General features: G+C 71.4%; 14 protein-coding genes. 7 read left to right on the top strand and 7 right to left on the bottom strand.

What is annotated here, in order from left to right; translation table 11 throughout:
- Window positions 1–327: 327 nt before the first annotated feature.
- Genes WFJ17_RS11890 through WFJ17_RS11875 form a run of 4 tightly spaced genes read left to right on the top strand, consistent with a single transcriptional unit; the run spans window position 328 to window position 4,704 of the window.
- Window positions 328–2,391, top strand: coding sequence for a sigma-70 family RNA polymerase sigma factor (locus WFJ17_RS11890; protein ID WP_336648524.1), 2,064 nt, complete (start codon window positions 328–330; stop codon window positions 2,389–2,391).
- A gap of 60 nt (window positions 2,392–2,451) precedes the next feature.
- Complete coding sequence (locus WFJ17_RS11885; protein WP_336648523.1) at window positions 2,452–2,874, top strand: YrdB family protein; 423 nt, start codon at window positions 2,452–2,454, stop codon at window positions 2,872–2,874.
- An 8-nt stretch (window positions 2,875–2,882) separates the two neighbouring features.
- Complete coding sequence (locus WFJ17_RS11880; protein ID WP_336648522.1) at window positions 2,883–4,301, top strand: FAD-binding oxidoreductase; 1,419 nt, start codon at window positions 2,883–2,885, stop codon at window positions 4,299–4,301.
- Entirely contained in the window at window positions 4,294–4,704 is a 411-nt protein-coding gene (locus tag WFJ17_RS11875) for an NUDIX hydrolase (RefSeq protein WP_251438648.1), read from the top strand. Before WFJ17_RS11880 ends, WFJ17_RS11875 begins: the two co-directional genes overlap by 8 nt.
- Before the next feature lie 39 nt (window positions 4,705–4,743).
- Here the strand turns inward: WFJ17_RS11875 and nagB are convergent, their stop codons facing one another.
- Genes nagB through WFJ17_RS11860 form a run of 3 tightly spaced genes read right to left on the bottom strand, consistent with a single transcriptional unit; the run spans window position 4,744 to window position 7,686 of the window.
- On the bottom strand, window positions 4,744–5,523 hold the full coding sequence (gene nagB / locus WFJ17_RS11870) for a glucosamine-6-phosphate deaminase (RefSeq protein ID WP_251438649.1): 780 nt from the start codon (window positions 5,521–5,523) through the stop codon (window positions 4,744–4,746).
- Window positions 5,516–6,538 (bottom strand): ROK family protein, encoded by a 1,023-nt coding sequence (locus WFJ17_RS11865; protein ID WP_285813933.1) that lies wholly within the window; start codon window positions 6,536–6,538, stop codon window positions 5,516–5,518. Before WFJ17_RS11865 ends, nagB begins: the two co-directional genes overlap by 8 nt.
- Window positions 6,535–7,686 carry an ROK family transcriptional regulator gene (locus WFJ17_RS11860; RefSeq protein WP_251438650.1) on the bottom strand — a complete coding sequence of 384 codons (1,152 nt, stop codon included), beginning with the start codon at window positions 7,684–7,686 and terminating at the stop codon, window positions 6,535–6,537. Before WFJ17_RS11860 ends, WFJ17_RS11865 begins: the two co-directional genes overlap by 4 nt.
- Before the next feature lie 275 nt (window positions 7,687–7,961).
- Here WFJ17_RS11860 and WFJ17_RS11855 point away from each other — a divergent pair, with 275 nt between their 5' ends.
- Complete coding sequence (locus WFJ17_RS11855; RefSeq protein ID WP_336648521.1) at window positions 7,962–9,446, top strand: L,D-transpeptidase family protein; 1,485 nt, start codon at window positions 7,962–7,964, stop codon at window positions 9,444–9,446.
- A gap of 85 nt (window positions 9,447–9,531) precedes the next feature.
- Here WFJ17_RS11855 and WFJ17_RS11850 read toward each other — a convergent pair whose 3' ends face one another.
- Window positions 9,532–11,751: an NADP-dependent isocitrate dehydrogenase gene (locus tag WFJ17_RS11850; RefSeq protein ID WP_336648520.1), complete on the bottom strand. Its 2,220-nt coding sequence runs from the start codon at window positions 11,749–11,751 to the stop codon at window positions 9,532–9,534.
- A gap of 193 nt (window positions 11,752–11,944) precedes the next feature.
- On the opposite strand from WFJ17_RS11850, the gene WFJ17_RS11845 reads away from it, so the two are divergent.
- Window positions 11,945–12,397 carry a GNAT family N-acetyltransferase gene (locus tag WFJ17_RS11845; protein WP_251438653.1) on the top strand — a complete coding sequence of 151 codons (453 nt, stop codon included), beginning with the start codon at window positions 11,945–11,947 and terminating at the stop codon, window positions 12,395–12,397.
- A gap of 190 nt (window positions 12,398–12,587) precedes the next feature.
- Here the strand turns inward: WFJ17_RS11845 and WFJ17_RS11840 are convergent, their stop codons facing one another.
- Window positions 12,588–13,439, bottom strand: a complete 852-nt coding sequence (locus WFJ17_RS11840) for a hypothetical protein (protein ID WP_336648519.1) — start codon at window positions 13,437–13,439, stop codon at window positions 12,588–12,590.
- Between the two features lie 283 nt (window positions 13,440–13,722).
- Between WFJ17_RS11840 and WFJ17_RS11835 the strand changes: the two genes are divergently transcribed.
- Window positions 13,723–14,568, top strand: a complete 846-nt coding sequence (locus WFJ17_RS11835) for an endonuclease domain-containing protein (RefSeq protein WP_336648518.1) — start codon at window positions 13,723–13,725, stop codon at window positions 14,566–14,568.
- 104 nt (window positions 14,569–14,672) lie between these two features.
- On the opposite strand, the gene WFJ17_RS11830 is transcribed toward WFJ17_RS11835, so the two are convergent.
- Together WFJ17_RS11830 and WFJ17_RS11825 are read right to left on the bottom strand one after the other, a co-directional pair.
- On the bottom strand, window positions 14,673–16,481 hold the full coding sequence (locus tag WFJ17_RS11830) for an ABC transporter ATP-binding protein (protein WP_336648517.1): 1,809 nt from the start codon (window positions 16,479–16,481) through the stop codon (window positions 14,673–14,675).
- Entirely contained in the window at window positions 16,478–18,397 is a 1,920-nt protein-coding gene (locus WFJ17_RS11825; protein ID WP_336648516.1) for an ABC transporter ATP-binding protein, read from the bottom strand. The genes WFJ17_RS11830 and WFJ17_RS11825 overlap by 4 nt, the downstream gene beginning before the upstream one ends.
- Between the last annotated feature and the right edge of the window lie 205 nt (window positions 18,398–18,602).

Here is an 18,602-nt window from a genome sequence, read left to right as displayed (position 1 = left end):
CCGCCCCCCGGTGGCTTTCGCAGACTGTCTCTGACAGGAGAGATGGGGTCGCAACGGATCCATTACGCGACTTCGCAAGATTTCTTCGGATTTTTTCTGAAGCCCCGGATCCGCGGGGCCGGGGGCCGACCGGCACCGTGTCGGGAAACCGCGTCTCAGCCTCCCCGACACCGAGTCCCGTGAGCGCAGAACCCGACTTCGGTTCGGGGATTTCGTTCGCACCCTGGCGCGTTCCCAGCCAGAGGGTGAAGAATGGGGAGTCCGCGTGATGAGAAGACTGGGTCCGCGTCTCTTTGCCGAGAGCGCTTCCGACCTGAGAACCGAGAGATGACCGACTACACCGAACACTCGCACGATGCCGCGGCCGCATCGCCGCGCAGCGACGCCGATCTGGTGCTGCGCACGCGCTCAGGCGACCCCGAAGCCTTCGCCCAGTTGTGGCGTCGTCACTACGCGTCGGGCATCACGGTCGCACGGTCGATCACGAGCACCTTCGATGCCGACGACCTCGTCCAGGAGGCGTTCGCGCGCACCTATCAGGCGATCCAGAAGGGCGGCGGCCCGACCGGCTCCTTCCGCGCGTATCTGTTCACGAGCATCCGCAACACCGCGGCCGGCTGGGGGCGCGCGCGCCGGGAGGCGCCGATCGACGAGCTCGACACGGTCGCCGATCCGTCCTCGACGGAGCAGGCCACGAACGACGCCCTCGATCGCAGCCTCTCGGCCCAGGCGTTCCGCAGCCTTCCCTCGCGCTGGCAGGAGGTGCTCTGGTACTCCGAGATCGAGCAGATGAAGCCGGCCGAGATCGGGCCTCTGCTCGGGATGACCGCCGGGGCGACCGCACAGCTCGCGTTCCGGGCCAGAGAGGGCCTGCGCGAGGCCTGGATCCAGGCCCACCTCAGCACCGCCGTGCCGGGATCCGTCTGCGAATGGACGATCGAGCGCCTCGGTGCGTACTCGCGCGGCAACCTCGGCACCCGTGATCGCGCCAAGCTGGAGCGGCATCTGGGCGAGTGCGCGCGCTGCCTGATCGTCGCCGCCGAGGCCAAGGAGGTCTCGCACCGGCTGGCCTTCGTGCTCCTCCCGCTCGTCCTGGGCGTCGGCGGATCGAGCGCCTACCTCGCGATGCTGCAGGGCGGCGCCCTGCCGGCCGTGGCTCTCGCGGCGATGCCGTCGAGCGTCGTGCAGGGGGCCGTCGTCGCGGGTGGCGCGAGCGCGGCCGGCGTCGGCGCGGCGCACGGCGCCGCCGCGGCGTCCTCGACCGCTTCGGGCGGGGCGACGGGCTCGTCCGGCGGCGCCATCGCAGGATTCGGCGCCCTGGTGGGCGCGGGTTCCGCGGCACTGGTGATCGCCGGCGCCATCGTCGCCGCCGCGGTCGTCCCCGGGCTCACGGCGAATCCGGCATCGACCTCCGCCCCGTCCGCGTCGGACCAGGGCGACTCCAGCATCGTCGCGCAGGTCACGCCCCCCTCCACCACGACCGTCCCCGCGCCGGCCCCGGTGCCGACGGAGCCCCCGGCCGACCCCGCACCGCACGTCGACAAGCCGAAGCCGGTGGTGAGCGCCCCGGTCGACACCACGACCGCCCCGGAGCCCGCCGCCGACCCCGTGCTCCCTCCGGATCCCCCGGCGGAGGAGAAGCCGCCCACCAACCCCGGCACGGACCCGGGAACCGACCCCGGTACCGATCCCGGCACGGATCCTGGCACTGACCCGGGAACGGATCCTGGCACGGACCCGGGAACGGACCCGGGAACCGACCCCGGCACGGACCCCGGCACCGATCCGGGTCCCGCGACTCCGCCGGCCTCGGCGCCGGTGCTCGGGACGGCCTCCCTGCACTGCGGCATCCTCTCGCTGATCGACGGCATCCGGGTGACCGTGCCCGTCAGCGGCGTGCCCGGCACCACGCTGCGCGCGACCTCGGACAACGGCGCGAACCTCACGACGAGCGTCGTCCTGAACGCCGCAGGAAACGGCGTGATCGAACTCGCCCCGAGCCGCAGCCAGATCAACAGCGGCGCCCTCGTGACGATCGCCTACGTCCTGGGCGACAAGGTCGGCGGATCGGCGGTGCTCGATCTCGGCACGCTCGGCCCGCTGCACTGGTGGGAGTGCCTGCTCTCGGACGTCGCCGACCCGACGCCGCCCGCCGACGCCCCCGCGACCGATCCCGCCGCCCCTCCGGCCGACTCCTTCGCCCCGGCGGACACCCCGGCTCCCGCCGAGACACCGGCGCCGACCGAACCGGCCCCCGCCGACCCCCCGACGGTCGATCCCGCACCCGCACCGCAGAACGCTCCGGAGACGGATCCCGTCTCCCCCGCGCCCGCGACGTCGGGCGAGCCGACCCCGTCCTCCGACCCCGCCTCGAGCGTCCCGGCAGCCTGAGCCGCACGCCCGCCGGATCCTCCGCGGATCCTCCCATCGCCCCCGCGTAGAATCGTCCTCATGCCCGCCGACACCCCTGCCGCCGAAAGTCCCCGGGCGACCCCGCCGCTTCCCACTGAGCCGGTGCCGACCCCGCCTCAGGGCATGCTGCCGCGCGCCACGCCGCTCGACATCGTCCGCGTCGTCGTCCTCGTCGCCGCGCTGGCGTCCCTGGCCCTGTGGGGCCTGGTCGCGTGGACCCTGCCGTGGAACCTCGTCGCCGCGATCGGCGCGCCCGTCATCACCCTGCTGCTCTGGGCGCTGTTCCTGTCGCCGCGGCCGGTGCTGGCCGTGCATCCGTTCCTCCGCGCCGCCGTCGAGCTCGTCGTCTACGCCGGGGTGACCGTCGCCTGGTGGACGATGGGTCAGGCCTGGATCGGCATCGGTTTCGCCGTCGTCGCGGTCGCGTCCGGCCTCATGGCCGGACGCCGCGCCCTGTCCTGAGGGCTGCCGTGGGCGACTCGGTGCTGGATCGGCTGCGAGCCGCCCTGGGAGAGCTCGTCGACACCGGTTCCGCAGCCCTCGACGCCGCCCGGGCCGACCGCTCGGGCCATTCGTCCCCGACGCCGCCGCTCGCCGTGGTCCACGCCACGTCGACCGCCGACGTGCAGGCCGTGCTGCGCATCGCGCACGACACCGGGACGCCCGTCGTCGTGCGCGGCGCCGGAACCGGGCTCGCCGGAGCCGCGATCGCCGGCGCGGGCGAGATCGTCCTCTCCACCCTGCGGATGCGGCGCGTGCTCGAGGTGCGCCCCGACGACCTCCTGGCGGTCGTCGAACCGGGACTCCTCAACGGCGAACTCGACGCGGTGCTCTCTCCGCTCGGGCTGTGGTGGCCGCCGGATCCGGCCAGTCGCGACATCTCGACGGTCGGCGGGAACATCGCCACGGGGGCCGGCGGCCTGCTCTGCGCGAAGTACGGCGTGGTCCGCGACGCCGTGCTGGCGGTCGACCTCGTGCTCGCCGACGGACGCCTGCTCCACCTCGGGCATCGCAGTGTGAAGGGCGTGACGGGCCTGGATCTGACCTCCCTCGTGATCGGATCCGAGGGACGACTCGGCGTGATCGTCGGAGCCACCCTCAAGCTGCGCCGCCTCGAGCCGGGCGCCGAATGCACGATCGTGGCGACCTTCCCCGCGGTGCGCGACGCCGCACGGGCGTCGGCGGCCGTGACGGCGTCGGGTGCGCAGCCGGCGATCATGGAGCTCATGGACGCGCACAGCCTCGCCGCCGTGCACGCCCTGCTGCAGCTCGAGCCTCCTGCCGCCGAGCTCGCCCAGCTCACCATCCGGACGGACGGCCGTTCGGCCGCCGCCGAGGCCGACCGGATCGCGACGGTCCTGCGCGAGGCGGGCGGCGCGGTGACCGTCACCGACGATCCCGCGGAAGGCGAGGAGCTGCTCCGGATCCGCCGCTCAATGCACGCGGCGATGGCCAGCCTCGGGACCACGCTCATCGAGGACGTGTCCGTGCCCCGCAGCGCGCTGCCCGCGATGTTCGACGAGATCGCCCGGATCGAGCGGGCCTACGGCATCGTGATCCCCACGGTCGCGCACGCCGGGGACGGCAATCTGCATCCGAACTTCATCGTGCCGGGACCCGAGATCCCGGACCGCGTCTGGCAGGCCGCGGACGACCTGTTCCGCGCCGCACTCCGCCTCGGCGGCACGCTCACCGGCGAGCACGGCATCGGCATCCTCAAGAGCCGCTGGCTCGCCGACGAGCTCGGCGAGGATCAGTGGGAGCTGCAGCGCGAGATCGTCCGGGTCTTCGACCCGCGCGGGATCCTCGCGCCCGGCCGCGTCTTCGCACCGCAGGCCGCCGATCCACGACCCGCCGCCGCGCACACCTCCGAGGAGCCCCATGCCTGACATCCACGTCTCGGCCGCGATCATCACCGACGGCGCCGGACGCGTGCTCGTGGTGCGCAAGGAGGGGACCGAGCGCTTCATGCAGCCCGGCGGGAAGCCCGAGGCGGGCGAGACGCCCGCTCAGACGCTCGCCCGGGAGCTGCACGAGGAGCTCGGCCTGCGGATCGAGGAGGACGCGCTGGTGCCGCTGGGCGTGTTCGTCTCGGCCGCCGCCAACGAACCCGGGCACCGCGTGATCGCCACGGCGTTCGCGACCACGGCCGAGCCGGCCGACGTGCGCGTGCAGGCCGAACTCGCCGAGCTGCGCTGGATCACGCCGGCCGATGCGGAGACGCTGCCGCTGGCCCCGCTCAGCGAGGAGCACCTGCTCCCGCTGGCGTGGCCCGGCGTGAGGGGCCGCTGAGCGAGTCGGTGCTCGCCCGGCAGCCCCGGCGGGGTCTTGTCAGATCCCCTGCCACGACGGCTTGTGCGCGAAGGTGTAGCGGTAGTAGTCCGCGAGCTTGAGCTTCGACGCCGCCTCCTCGTCCACGACGACCGTGGCGTGCGGGTGCAGCTGGATCGCCGATCCGGGGACGAAGGCCGACAACGGACCCTCCACCGCGTCCGCGATCGCCTGCGCCTTGCCCGCACCGTAGGCGAGCAGGACCAGGTGGCGCGCCTCGAGGATCGTGCCGAGCCCCTGGGTGATGCAGTGCATCGGCACCTGGTCGGGGGAATCGAAGAAGCGGGCGTTGTCCTCGCGGGTCTGCTCGGTGAGCGTCTTCACCCTGGTGCGGGACGCGAACGAGCTGCCCGGCTCGTTGAACCCGATGTGCCCGTCGGTGCCGATGCCGAGCAGCTGCAGGTCGACGCCGCCCGCCGCGTGGATCTTGGCGTCGTACTCGGCTCCGGCATGCTCGATGCCGTCCTCGGATCCGTCCGGCACGTGCACGAGCGAGGGGGTCAGGCCCAGGGGCTCGACGACCTCCCGCGTGATCACCGAGCGGTAGCTCTCCGGGTGCGACGGGTCGATCCCGACGTACTCGTCCAGGGCGAAGCCCCGCACCCGCGACAGATCGACCCCCTTCAGCTGCGTGCGCAGGGCCGAGTACACCGGCAGCGGCGTGGATCCGGTCGCGAGCCCCAGGACCGCGTCGGAGCGGCGGGCGATGAGCCGGCCGATCTCGGCGGCCACCAGCTCACCCGCGGCGGCGGAGTTCTCCACGATGACGACTTCAGCCATGCACGGCTCCTTCTGTTTCGATCTCGGGACGTCCGGTCCCGACGGGAATGCTCGGCGCGGCACCCGCGCCCAGGATGACACGACCTGTGTGCGGGTTCTCGCCCTCCCGCAGCGCGGCGCCCACCAGAGCGGCGCCGAGAGAGGCCGCCGGCGATCCCGCCGGCAGCAGCTCGACGCGCTCGTCCAGCCGCAGCGAGGCGAGGAACGGCGACTCCGCGTTCTCGCGGCGCAGTCGCGCGAGGAGGTCGTCGAGCAGCCGGTCGCCGAGGGCGGTGATCCCGCCCCCGATGACGACGGTCTCCACGTCGGCGCTGAGCACCAGGCTGCGCACGGCCGAGGCGGCGCCGAAGGCGATCCCCGCGCGCAGCTCGGCGGCCAGCGGGTCCCCCGTCTCGGCCAGATCGAAGATGTCGCGGATGGGCAGCTCCCCGCCGCGGCCCCAGGCCTTCATGACGGCGCCCCCGCCGCAGAACGTCTCGATGCAGCCGTGCTGTCCGCAGCCGCACACGCGGCCCGCCGGATCCACCGAGAGATGCCCGACCTCTCCGGCGGTGCCGCGCGCGCCGCGCCAGAGCACGCCGTCGATCACGATGCCGGCGGCGACCCCGGTGCCGAGGTTCAGGTAGGCCATCGACCGGGAGTCGCCGCGAAGCGACCCCGCCCCCACGGCGGCGGCCTTCACGTCGTTCTCCACGGCGACCGGGACGGGGATCCGCGCGCGGATCGCCGCCGCGAGGTCGAGCTCCTCCACCCCCAGGTTCACCGCGTGCAGCACCCGTCCGCCGGCGGCATCGACGAGGCCGGGGATGCCGATGCCGATCGAGATCACCTCGCTGGCGGTGAAGCCCCCCTCGTCGGACAGCGCCGCGATCGCGGCGAACACGGCGGCGATGACGCCCTCGTCACCCCAGCCCGTCGGGATCCGCGTGCGCGCGAGGATCGTGTCCTCCGCGCTGAGCGCGAGCGCCTCGATCTTCGTGCCGCCGACGTCCAGGCCCACCCGGATCGCGCTCATGACACGCCCAGTTCGCCGGAGAGCACCATCACGGCGGCGCCACGCAGCACGATGTCGTCCTGGGCGGTGAGACGGATCACGAGGTCGTCGAACACGCCCTCGAGGGTCCGCGCGGTCAGCGTGCTGCGCGCGGCGTCGATCAGGGTGCCCGCGAGCAGATCCGCCGGACCCGAGAGCACGATCTCGGACAGGTCGAGGGCCGCCACGATCGGGGCGATGGCCACTCCCAGCCTGGTTCCGGCCTCGCGGAGGACCTCCTCCTCGGAGGCGGGATCCTCGGCGATGCGCGCCCGCAGGCTCGTGGCGTTCAGCCACGCCTCCAGACAGCCGTGCTTGCCGCAGGCGCAGCGCGGTCCCCCGTCGGTGCCGACCACGACGTGGCCGATCTCGCCGGCCGCGTACCTGCTCCCGACGAGCGGCTGGCCGTCCGAGATGAGCCCGGCGCCGACGCCGCGGCCGATCCGGATCAGCAGCATGTCGGGCAGCGCCTGGCCGAACGTGTACTCGGCGAGGACCGCCGCGTTCGCGTCGTTGCGCACCAGCACCGGCAGATCGAGCGCCGCCCCCAGCAGTGCCTCGAGCGGGAAGTCGCTCCAGCCGAGGTTCGGCGAGTTCAGCACCACCCCATCGGGTCGCACGATGCCCGGAGCGCCGACGCCGACCCCCAGCACGGGCACGGTGGACAGGGCGACCAGCTCCTCGGCGAGGGAGCGCACCGCCTCATAGGCCGCGGTGCCCCCGGCGGGCCGCGGCAGTTCGCGGCGCTCCAGGACGACCCCGTCGAGGCTCATCAGGGCGCCCTCGAAGACTCCGGGACCGGAGAGGTCGAGACCGACGATGCGGTGCCCTTCGCGGGCGATGTCGATGAGGATGGGCGGCTTGCCGGGGCCGGTCGTCTCCCGGATGCCCCTCTCCACGACGATCCCGTCGTGGATGAACTCCCCGACGAGGTCGGAGATCGTCACGCGGGTCAGTCCGGTCTCACGGGAGAGATCGGCACGGCTCATGGCGCCGGAGTGGTAGAGCGTCTGCAGGACGAGAGCCCTGTTGTGCCCGCGGGCGTGCTCGGGCAGCACTTTGGTGCTCGTGCGCAGCTGGCGCGCCGACCCGAAGCGGTGCGGACTCGCGCCGCCGTTCTCCGCGCTCACCGGGCGACCCTGCTCATTCGTGCGACCATGTTTGTAAGTACACCTTACGAACGAGGTGAAAATCAAGCCCTCACGCGCGTGGCGCGTTTCGGGACCTGCCACAGGTTACCGGATCCGCAGGCCCAGGCCCGGCTTTCCCGTCATGCCGTCTCACGCGTCCGCCCGCCTGGCTCCACGTGACCCTCCACCGATGTGCCTCCGTTGCCGTTTTGTGATATGGCTTCGCGTATCCTGGAAAGACTGACAATGCTCTGAAGCAGGGGGGGGGTGTGCACGTGACGGATCTGGCAACGGCAGCGGGGGCTCCGACCGAGGAGAACGCGATCGTCGACGGCACGGATGCGACCGGTTCCGCGGAGTCCGCGGGCGGTGACGGCGCAGGAGACCGCCCCGTGGAGTGGGCTCCCGCAGAGGACGCACCGAAGAAGAAGCGCCACATCGGCCGCTGGATCGGCATCGGACTGGGTGTCATCGCGCTCGGTCTCGGGGCCGCCTCGACGATCCTCATCGCCCCCGGCACCGCGATCGCCGGCGTGCAGGTCGGCGGCATGACGGCGGGCGCCGCGGCCGAGGCCGTGAGCAACCACCTGAACGGGATGCAGGTCACGCTCACCGGAGAGGGCGGCGGCAAGCAGGTCACCGGATCCGATCTGGGCGTCCGCGTCGATGCGACCAAGCTCGCCGACAAGGCCTTCGCCGAGCGCCCGATGTGGAACATCACGAGCTGGATGGCCGCGCCGATCAGCGCGCCCCTCACCCTCGACGACCGGGCCGCCGATCACGCGCTGCGCGCGCAGGTGCCCACGGTCTATCAGGACGCCACCGACGCCACCGTGTCGTTCACCGGCGCGGGCTACACCGCCACGCCGGCCAAGAATGGCTCCGGAATCGACCTGAAGGCGCTCACCGCGGCGATCTCCGACGCGGCGGAGAAGGGTCGCAGCACCCTGTCGTTCCGGGCCGAGCCTGCAGCGGTCTCCCCGGCGATCAGCGACAAGGACGCCGCGGCCACGGTCGGCGAGCTCAACACCCTGCTCTCCACGGTCGGCTTCTACGTCGGCACCGAGCGCACCGTCCCGATCGACGCGGCGACCGCCTCGAAGTGGCTCACCGTCGCCCCGGAGGACGGCAAGCTCACCATCCGGGCCGACCAGGCGGCCATCCAGAAGTCGGTCGATGCGCTGCCCGCACTCGTCAACCGGGCGCCCGTCAACGCCACCAGCATCGTCGACTCCTCGGGCTCCGTGCTCGACGACGTGACCCCCGGCGTCGCCGGGCGGCAGCTCGGCGACGTCTCCGGAGCGGCGGCCGCGTTCGCCGCGCAGCTCGCCGAGGGCAAGGGGAGCTTCACCCTGCCGGTCAAGGACACCCCGTTCGCCTCCACGACGCTGCTGCGCAAGATCGACGTCAACCTCAGCACTGAGACGCTGACGGTCACCGAGAACGGCAACGTCGTGGATTCCTGGCTGATCTCCTCGGGCCGCGGCGACTTCGCCACGCACACCGGCTCGTTCACCGTGAACTGGAAGCTCGACAGCCAGAACATGGGCAACACCGACCTCACGAAGGCGCCGTTCTACTACCAGCCCGATGTGAAGTGGGTCATGTACTTCAACGGCGACGAGGCGCTGCACGGCGTGTACTGGCACGACAACTGGGGCACCCCGATGAGCCACGGCTGCGTCGGCATGCCGGAGTGGCGCGCCGAGTGGCTGTTCGACTGGAGCCCGCAGGGCACCGAGGTCAACGTCCACTACTGAGCCGGATCCTCTCGCATCCGGGGGGCCTTGAGCGAAGACGCCGAAGGGGCGGACGCAGCGCGCGTCCGCCCCTTCGGCGTTCCGATCAGCTCAGGCCGTCGACGACCGCGTTGAGCGTGGCGGACGGGCGCATGACCTTCGCCACCAGCGCGCCGTCGGGACGGTAGTAGCCGCCGATCTCGGCGGGCTTGCCCTGCACCGCGATGAGCTCGGCGACGATGCGGTCCTCGTCCGCGGCGAGCGCCGCGGCCACGGGAGCGAACACCGCGGCGAGCTCCGCGTCCTCCGTCTGCTTCGCCAGCTCCTGCGCCCAGTACAGCGCGAGGTAGAAGTGGCTGCCGCGGTTGTCGATCGTGCCGAGCGCGCGGCCCGGCGAACGGTCGTTCTCTAGGAAGGTGCCGGTCGCCGCGTCGAGGGTCTTCGCGAGGATCGCGGCCTTCGCATTGCCCGTGCGGTCGGCGTAGTGCTCGAACGAGGCGGCCAGCGCGAAGAACTCGCCCAGCGAGTCCCAGCGCAGGTAGTTCTCCTCGACGAGCTGCTGCACGTGCTTCGGCGCGGACCCGCCCGCCCCGGTCTCGAACAGGCCGCCACCCGCGAGGAGCGGGACGATCGACAGCATCTTCGCGCTCGTGCCGACCTCGAGGATCGGGAAGAGGTCGGTGAGGTAGTCGCGCAGCACGTTGCCGGTCACCGAGATGGTGTCCTCGCCCTTGCGCATGCGCGCGAGCGAGTAGCGCGTGGCCTCCTCCGGGGTGAGGATCTCGATCGTCAGCCCGGTGGTGTCGTAGTCCTTCAGGTACTCGGTCACCTTGGCGATCAGCGCGGCGTCGTGCGAGCGCGCCGGGTTCAGCCAGAAGACGGCGGGAGCGCCGGTCGCGCGGGCGCGGCTCACGGCGAGCTTGACCCAGTCGCGCACCGGGACGTCCTTGGTCTGCGTCGCACGCCAGATGTCGCCCTTGTGCACCTCGTGCTCGAGGACGACCTCGCCGGCCGCGTTCACGACCTGCACGCGGCCGTCCGCGGCGATCTCGAACGTCTTGTCGTGGCTGCCGTACTCCTCGGCGGCCTGGGCCATCAGGCCCACGTTCGGCACGGTGCCGATCGTGGCGGGATCCAGCGGGCCGTTCGCGATGACGTCCTCGATCGTGGCCTGGTAGACGCCGGCGTAGGAGGAGTCGGGGATGACCGCGAGGGTGTCGGCCTCGCCGCCGTCCTTGCCCCAGAGCTTGCCGCCGTTGCGCACCAGCGCGGGCATCGAGGCGTCCACGATCACATCGCTCGGCACGTGCAGGTTCGTGATGCCCTTGTCCGAGTTCACGTAGCTGAGGCGCGGGCCGTTGTCCATCGCCGCCGCGAACGCCGCCGCGATCTCGGCGCCGCCCTCGACGTTCGCGAGGCCGGCGAGGATGGCGCCGAGTCCGTCGTTGCCGGTGAGCCCGGCGGCGGCGAGCGTGTCGCCGTAGGTCGCGAACACGTCCTTGAAGTAGGCGCGCACCACGTGGCCGAAGATGATCGGGTCGGAGACCTTCATCATCGTGGCCTTGAGGTGCACGGAGTACAGCACGTCCTCGGCCGCCGCCGTGGCGAGGGTCTCGGCGAGGAAGGCGTCGAGGGCGGCTGCGTTCAGGAAGGTCGCGTCGACGATCTCGCCGGGGAGCACCTTGAGGTTCTCCTTGAGGACGGTGACCTGGCCGTCGCCGGAGACGTGCTGGATCATCAGCACGTCGTCGCCGGGCGAGACCCAGCTCTTCTCGTTCGCCTTGAAGTCGTCGTGCCCGAGGGTCGCGACGCGGGTCTTGGATCCGGCGCCGAACGCCTTGTTGCGGTGCGGGTGCTTCTTCGCGTAGTTCTTGACCGCGAGCGGGGCGCGGCGGTCGCTGTTGCCCTCGCGCAGCACCGGGTTCACCGCGGAGCCCTTGATGCGGTCGTAGCGGGCGCGGACGTCCTTCTCCTCGACCGTGTTCGCGTCGTCCGGATAGTCCGGGACGTCGAAGCCCTTCTGCTGCAGCTCGGCGATGGCGGCCTTGAGCTGCGGGATGGAGGCCGAGATGTTCGGCAGCTTGATGATGTTGGCCTCGGGGGTGGTGGCCAGTCCCCCGAGCTCGGCGAGCGCGTCGCCGACGGCCTGCCCTGCGCTCAGGCGCTCCGGGAAGGCGGCCAGGATCCGGCCGGCGAGCGAGATGTCGCGGGTCTCGATGTCGACCCCCGCCTGGTGGGCGTAGGCCTGGACGATCGGCAGCAGCGAGGCCGTGGCCAGAGCCGGCGCCTCGTCTGTGTAGGTGTAGATGATGGCGTCGTCGGTCACCGGGGTCTCCGTTTCGCACAGGGCGGATTTCACGCAGGATTTGTCTCGATACCAAGATACCTTCCCCCGGTCCTGCTCCGTGCGGATCCGGACCGTCGCGGCCTGCTCCGGCCGGTCCGGGCCGAAGATGAACTTCTCCCCACGTTTCACCGCGCTCCGCCACGAGCGCCGTCCAGGGGTTAGCCTGGGGACCATGACGGAACTGCGACTGGTCGAACTGTCCGCGGCGACGATCGTCGCCGTCAACAACCTCTCCCTGAAGCCCGGGCAGGAGCAGTACCTCGCGCCGGTCTCCTACGGCATCGCCTCGACCGTCATGAACCCGCAGACCAGCTGGCAGCGGGTCGTGCTGGACGGCGACGAGGTCGTCGGCTTCGTCAGTGCGAACTTCGATCACGACGCCCCCGAGGAGCACTTCCGCTCGGTCCTGTGGCGGATCAACGTCGATGCCGACGACCAGGGCCGCGGCGTCGGCCGGTTCGCCGTCGAGAGCATGATCGCCGAGGCGCGCACGCGCGGCTTCGAGCATCTGAACGTGATCTACGAAGCCGGTGACGGGGGTCCGGAGGCGTTCTTCCAGCGCGTCGGCTTCAGCCCGGTCGGCGAGACCGAGTACGCGGAAGTGATCGCCGAGATCCGTTTCTGATCTTCGGTGCGGCCGAGTTGCACGGTACGGCCGGGTTGCACAGTAATCTGAGACCGGCGGCGGGGCTTCGAATCCCCTCCCCCATCGAAGCCCCGTCGTCCTCCGTCACCTCGAGTCACGTCCCGGATGCCCTGCACATCGGCACCGGAGCCGCCGACCGACGGCCCGCCGGTCCTCCGCCGCCCTCTTCTCAGTCGCGCCCGTCGCGACGCTTCGAGCCCCGGCCGCGGGCGTTCCACGCGGCGACCCAGGAGGCCGCCGCGTCCGTGGCGCGGTCCAGCACGTCCGACGAGAGCGCGAGCACCTGCTGCGCCGCGTCCTGCCATCCGGTCGCGCGCTCCGCACGCTCGCGCTCGCTGAGCGGATCCCGTCCTTCCGCGCGCGCCCGGGCGTCGGCCTCCGCCAGGCCGAAGGTGCGGCGGAGGCGGTCCACGGCGTCGCGATAGGCGCCGAACTCCGCGGGCGTCACCTTGGCGGTCGGCGCGGGTCGCGCATCACGGGCCTCGGCCATCGCCGTCAGGAAGGCGTGCGTCGAGGGATCCCGCGCATCGCCCATCGTCGGGAAGGCGAGGAGCAGGCCGGGATCGGTCTCGTAGGCCATCCAGCGGGTGAGCACCGCGTCGTGCGCCGCGAGGGTGCGCGGAAGGGGACGGCGCTGCGGATCCGCGCCGATCGCCAGTTCCGCGCGGGCCGCGTCGAGCTGGGCGCGCCGCGCGCGCACCGCGGCCGCCGCGGCACGCGAACGCTGCTCGGCGTCGCGGGCGAGGCGACGCGCCTCGGCGACCGTCGCTGCATCCGTCGCCCCCGCGGCGCGGCCCGCGACCAGGCCCGTGAGCTCGGCCCGGGCGACGCGCACGGCGACGCGGGACTCGTTCGCCTCTCGCAGGGCGTTCCGCAGATCGAGCCGCGCGGCGTCGTACCCGAGGCGACGGCCGCTGGAGCGGAGCCGCTGCCGTGCGCCGGCCACGCTCAGCACCGCCCCGCCGGCGAGCACCGGCGCGACCCACCAGAATTCCGCGGCCGCGGCCCAGAACGGATCCACGCCTCGAGCCTACCGATCTCGCACTCGCCGCCTCGGCCGTCCGTCATGGTGGGGGCGTCGCCCGCGCGCACACGGCGCACCACTCCACAGGACGATTGCAGTTCCATAGGAAAGTTCCTCCGGATCCATCCTGCAGAGTCGCCGACGTCCTGCACAACGTGCGGCGGGTGCACGACCGCCCGCCGGCGGCGGATCGTCCTCCACATCGGCATGTCGGCGCGACCTGTCCCCCTGTTCCGCAGATCGGCTCCCGCTCGCCTCTGCCGCACCGCAGGCTGTCCGCATGGATCTGCTCACCTGGCTCTCTCTTCGCGAAGGCATCGGTCACCGAGACGACGCCGCGGCGGCCGGCTTCTCTCCTGTCCGGGTGCGGGCCGTGATCCGCACGGGCGGGGTTCAGCGCATCCGCGCCAGATGGATCGCGCTCCCGTCCGCTCCGGTCGAGCTGAAACGAGCAGCTGCGGCCGGTGGCGCGCTCACCTGCGTCTCTCTGGCGCGACGGAGGAAGTGGTGGGTGCCGCCCGAGGCGGACGATGCGCTGCATGTCCACCTGCCGGGACACGAGTCGATCCGGGAGGGCGGCCTTCGGGCGCACTGGGCGAAGCCGCTCGGCCCGACTCGGCCGAGATCCCTGGAGGCGTCGGTGGAAGACGCGCTCGCCCACGCAGCGGAGTGCTTCGAACTCGACCAGGCGACGGCGATCTGGGAATCGGCGATCCGCACCGAGGCGATCACCCTGGATTCCCTGCAGCAGGTGAAGTGGCGCAGCACGGCTGCGCGTCGCGTCGCCGAGCACACGCGCAACGACACCGGATCCTCGCTGGAGACGATCTTCCACGTGCGGCTGAGCGGCTGGGGCGTGCGCCTGCGCTTCCAGGTGCATCTGGCCGGCCACGACGTGAACTTCGTGATCGGCACGCACCTCATCGTCCAGGTCGACGGCTGGGCCTATCACTCGTCGTCGGCAGACCGCACCCGTGACATCGCGCACGACGCCGAGCTGCGTCTGCGCGGCTACACCGTGTTCCGGTTCTCCTCTGCGCAGATCATGTACGACTGGCCGAGCGTCGAGCGGATCCTCATCGCCGCGATCAGTCGCGGTGCACATCTCGCCCCGTTCCGCGCATGACGACGAGGCGTCCCGCGCAGGACGTTCGCAACTCTGCAGGACGATCCACGCGGATCCATCCTGCAGAGCTGCAAACGTCCTGCAGAATCGTGTCTCCTGGCCGATCAGACCAGGGTCTGCTGCCAGGCGGCGTGCAGCTGCGCGAACTTGCCCGTGCCGGCGATGAGGGCGGCGGGGGCGTCGTCCTCGATGATGCGGCCGTGCTCCATCACCAGCACGCGGTCCGCGATCGCCACCGTGGACAGCCGGTGCGCGATGATGATCGCCGTGCGGTCGGCGAGCAGCGTCTGCAGCGCGTCCTGGATCAGCCGCTCCGACGGGATGTCGAGCGAGGCGGTCGCCTCGTCGAGGATCAGCACCGCGGGATCGGCGAGGAAGGCGCGCGCGAACGAGATCAGCTGACGCTGTCCCGCCGAGACGCGGCCGCCGCGCTTGTTCACGTCGGTGGCATAGCCGTCGGGCAGGGATTCGATGAACGCGTCGGCGCCCACCGCCTTCGCCGCGGCGCGGATCTCCTCCAGCGTCGCGTCGGGCTTGCCCAGCGCGATGTTGTCGGCGACCGTGCCGCTGAACAGGTAGGCCTCCTGCGTGACCATGACGATCGCCCGGCGGAGGTCCTTCGGATGCAGATCGCGCAGATCAACGCCGTCCAGCGTCACGGATCCGGCGGTCGGGTCGTAGAAGCGCGACACGAGCTTCGCCAGGGTCGACTTCCCCGCGCCGGTCGTGCCGACCAGGGCGATGGTCTCCCCCGCGGGGATGTCCAGCGTGAAGTCGGGCAGGATCACCCGATCCGCCGCGTAGCCGAACTCGACGTCGTCGAAGCGCACGTGCCCCTTCGACTCCCACAGGTCCTTCGGCTTCGCGGGATCCGGAACCGTCGGCACCTCCTCCAGCACCCCGGACACCTTCTCCAGCGCGGCCGTGGCCGACTGGAAGGAGTTCAGGAACATGGCGATCTCCTGCATCGGCGCGAAGAAGTTGCGCACGTACAGCACCGCCGCGAGCAGGATGCCGACCTGGATCTCGCCCTGCGCCATGCGGATGCCGCCCCACACCACGACCACGCCGAGGGTGAGCGCGGCGACCGCCATGAGCCCGGGCTCGAACGTGCCGAAGAGCAGCATCGAGCGGCGGTTCACGTCGCGGTAGTCTCCGGCGACCTCCTGGAAGGAGACGTCGTTGCGCGGCTCCTTGCGGAACGCCTTCACCGCGCGGATGCCGGTCATGGTCTCCACGAACTGCACGATGACCTTGGCGCTGATCACGCGCGACTCGCGGTACACGAGCTGGGAGCGCTGGTAGAACCACCGCATCAGGTACACGAGAGGGATCCCCGCGAGCACGAGCACCACGCCCGACTCCCAGTCCACCAGCACGAGCGCGATGAACGTGAACACCCCGTAGAGGAGTCCCGAGGTGAGCTCGTTCAGGCCTCCGTCCAGGAGCTCCCGGATCGAGTCCAGGTCGCTGGTCTGGCGCGAGATGATCCGGCCGGAGGTGTAGCTCTCGTGGAACTCCAGGCTCAGCCGCTGAGTGTGCAGGAACATGCGCTTGCGCAGGTCGAGCAGCACCGCCTGGGTGATCCGGGCGGTGAGCACGGCGTACCAGCCGATGAGGGCGGATCCGAGTCCGCCGATCACGAGGAACGCCGCGCCCACGACGAACGTCGGCATCCAGTCCCCGTGCTTCAGCACGGCGGGAAGAGCCGAGTTCAGCCCGTAGGCGATCAGCGCGGGACCGGCCACCTGTGCGGCGGTCGAGATCACGAGCACGAGCGCCGTGAGCGTGATCTGCACCTTGAGCGGCGCCATCAGCGATCCGAACAGCCGCATGGACCTGTTCCGGATCGCCCGGCTCTCCTCCTTGGTCAGGACGGAGCGGTCCTCGTCCTGCGTTCCGACGACGCTCATGCCTGCACCTCCTCTGCTTCTGTGCGCTCTTCGACGGGCTCGGAGCCCCCTTCGGGAGCCTCGGAGCCGCCTTCGTCGCGTTCGGTCACCGTGATGACGGGGATCGCTCCGGTGCGCACCGCCTCCTCCGCCTCCAGGCTGGAGATCACATGGCGGTAGTGCGCATTCGTGCGCAGCAGCTCGGAGTGCGTGCCCACGGCCGTCACCCTCCCGTCCTGCAGCAGCGCGACGCGGTCGGCCAGGGCCACGGTCGACGGGCGGTGCGCGACGATGAGCGCCGTGGTCTCGGCGAGCACGTGGCGCAGCGCCTCCTCGACGAGCGCCTCGGTGTCGACGTCGAGCGCGGACAGCGGGTCGTCCAGCACGAGCACCTTGGGCGACGCGGCCACGGCGCGCGCGAGGGCGAGCCGCTGGCGCTGACCGCCGGACAGGCTCATGCCCTCCTCGCCGATCATCGTCTCGACGCCCTCCGGGAGCGTGTCGACGAACGAGGCCTGGGCGACGTCGAGCGCCTCGCGGAGCACGCGCTCCGCCTCCGGGCTGCGGATGTCCAGATCGGCCCGGCCGAGCAGCACGTTCTCCCGCACGGTCGCCGAGAACAGCGTCGCATCCTCGAACGCCATGGCGATGTGCGTGCGCAGCTCCGCCAGGGTGAGGTCGCGCACGTCCACGCCGTCGAGCGTCACGCGTCCTCCCGTCACGTCGTACAGACGCGTCGGAAGTGTCGTGAGCGTGGTCTTGCCGGATCCGGTGATGCCGACCAGCGCCATCGTCTCCCCCGGCCGCAGCACGAGATCGATGCCGTCGAGCAGGTCGCGCTCGTGCGGCCGGGCGTCCTGATAGCGGAACCGGGCGCCCTCGAACGCGAGCTCGCCGCGCGGCTCGGCGATGGTGACCGGGTTCTCCGGGTCGGTGATCGTGTTCTGCTCGTCGTAGATCTCGAACACCCGATCGGTGGCCGTGCGCGCGTCGAGCATGAACGAGAACAGGAAGCCGATCGACTCGATCGGCCAGCGCAGCACGGTCGCCATCGCGAAGTACGCGAAGAGCTCGGGCGCGTTCAGCGCTCCCTGGGCGATCAGCCAGATGCCCGCGACGAGGTTCAGCGCGAACGCGATCTCGGGCATGAGCACGAGCCAGAACCAGATCCAGCCCACCGAGCGCGCCTTGCTCAGCTCGGTCTCGCGGAGGGACTCGGCCTGCCGGGCGAACTTGACCAGGGCGTGCTTGCCGCGTCCGAACGCCTTGAGCACGCGGATGCCGTGCACGCTCTCCTCGACGCTCGTGGCGAGGTCGCCGGCCTGGTCCTGGCTGCGCCGCGTGAGCACGCCGTAGCGCTTCTCGAAGAGGAAGCCCGAGATCCACAGCGGCACGGCCGTGATCAGGAAGATCGTGCCGAGCAGCCAGTGCCAGCGGAACAGCAGGGCGGCGCCGATGACGATCGTGAGCAGGTTGACGACGAGCAGCACGAGGCCGAACGCCAGCCAGCGGCGGATCAGGCCGATGTCCTGCATCATGCGGCTCAGCAGCTGTCCGGACTGCCAGCGGTCGTGGAAGGCGACCGGGAGGCGCTGCAGGTTGGAGTACAGCTGCGTGCGCATGCGGTACTCCACCTGCGTCGCGGGGTTCAGCACGAACTGGCGGCGCAGCCACACCATGAGCGCCTCGCCGAGGGCGAGCACGGTCACGGCCACGGCGCCCCAGACGATGGCGCCGATCTCGCCGGTCGCGATGGGGCCTTCGAGCACGACCTGCAGCAGCAGCGGCACGCACAGCGCGATGACGGCGGCGGCGAGCGCCGAGAGCCCGCCGCCGACCAGGCGCCAGGCGACCGGTTTGACGAAGGGCGCCAGGCGCGCGAGCGCGCGGGGAGTGGACAGGGAGGAGGCGGATGAGGGCGTGATGTGTTCAGACATGATTCTCAGAAGTGACGTATCGCGGCAACGGAGGGAAGGGACGAGAAGGAGCGGATGCGATGCATCCGTGCGATGAGCGGCCGGTGTGGGCCGAGGAGGACCGGAGCGGTCAGTCCTCGGCCGGGGTGAGGGGCGAACCGGTGACAGCGCTGATCGACGACGCAGTGGTGATCGTGGGCATGGTGTCCTCCTCGGTTCGACGGCC

Origin of the sequence: Microbacterium sp. MMO-10 (assembly GCF_037148715.1) — a bacterium.
In the GTDB taxonomy this organism is placed as follows: Bacteria; Actinomycetota; Actinomycetes; order Actinomycetales; family Microbacteriaceae; genus Microbacterium.
Note: the sequence above shows the minus strand (reverse complement) of the source record. Positions and strands in the feature narration are given on the sequence as shown.

Bases quoted from the DNA above. Each gene is read 5' to 3' on its own strand.
- WFJ17_RS11885 (WP_336648523.1), top strand. From the start codon at position 2,452: ATGCCCGCCGACACCCCTGCCGCCGAAAGTCCCCGGGCGACCCCGCCG.
- WFJ17_RS11830 (WP_336648517.1), bottom strand. From the start codon at position 16,481: ATGAGCGTCGTCGGAACGCAGGACGAGGACCGCTCCGTCCTGACCAAG.
- WFJ17_RS11845 (WP_251438653.1), top strand. From the start codon at position 11,945: ATGACGGAACTGCGACTGGTCGAACTGTCCGCGGCGACGATCGTCGCC.
- WFJ17_RS11865 (WP_285813933.1), bottom strand. From the start codon at position 6,538: ATGAGCGCGATCCGGGTGGGCCTGGACGTCGGCGGCACGAAGATCGAG.
- WFJ17_RS11825 (WP_336648516.1), bottom strand. From the start codon at position 18,397: ATGTCTGAACACATCACGCCCTCATCCGCCTCCTCCCTGTCCACTCCC.
- nagB (WP_251438649.1), bottom strand. From the start codon at position 5,523: ATGGCTGAAGTCGTCATCGTGGAGAACTCCGCCGCCGCGGGTGAGCTG.
- WFJ17_RS11835 (WP_336648518.1), top strand. From the start codon at position 13,723: ATGGATCTGCTCACCTGGCTCTCTCTTCGCGAAGGCATCGGTCACCGA.
- WFJ17_RS11890 (WP_336648524.1), top strand. From the start codon at position 328: ATGACCGACTACACCGAACACTCGCACGATGCCGCGGCCGCATCGCCG.
- WFJ17_RS11875 (WP_251438648.1), top strand. From the start codon at position 4,294: ATGCCTGACATCCACGTCTCGGCCGCGATCATCACCGACGGCGCCGGA.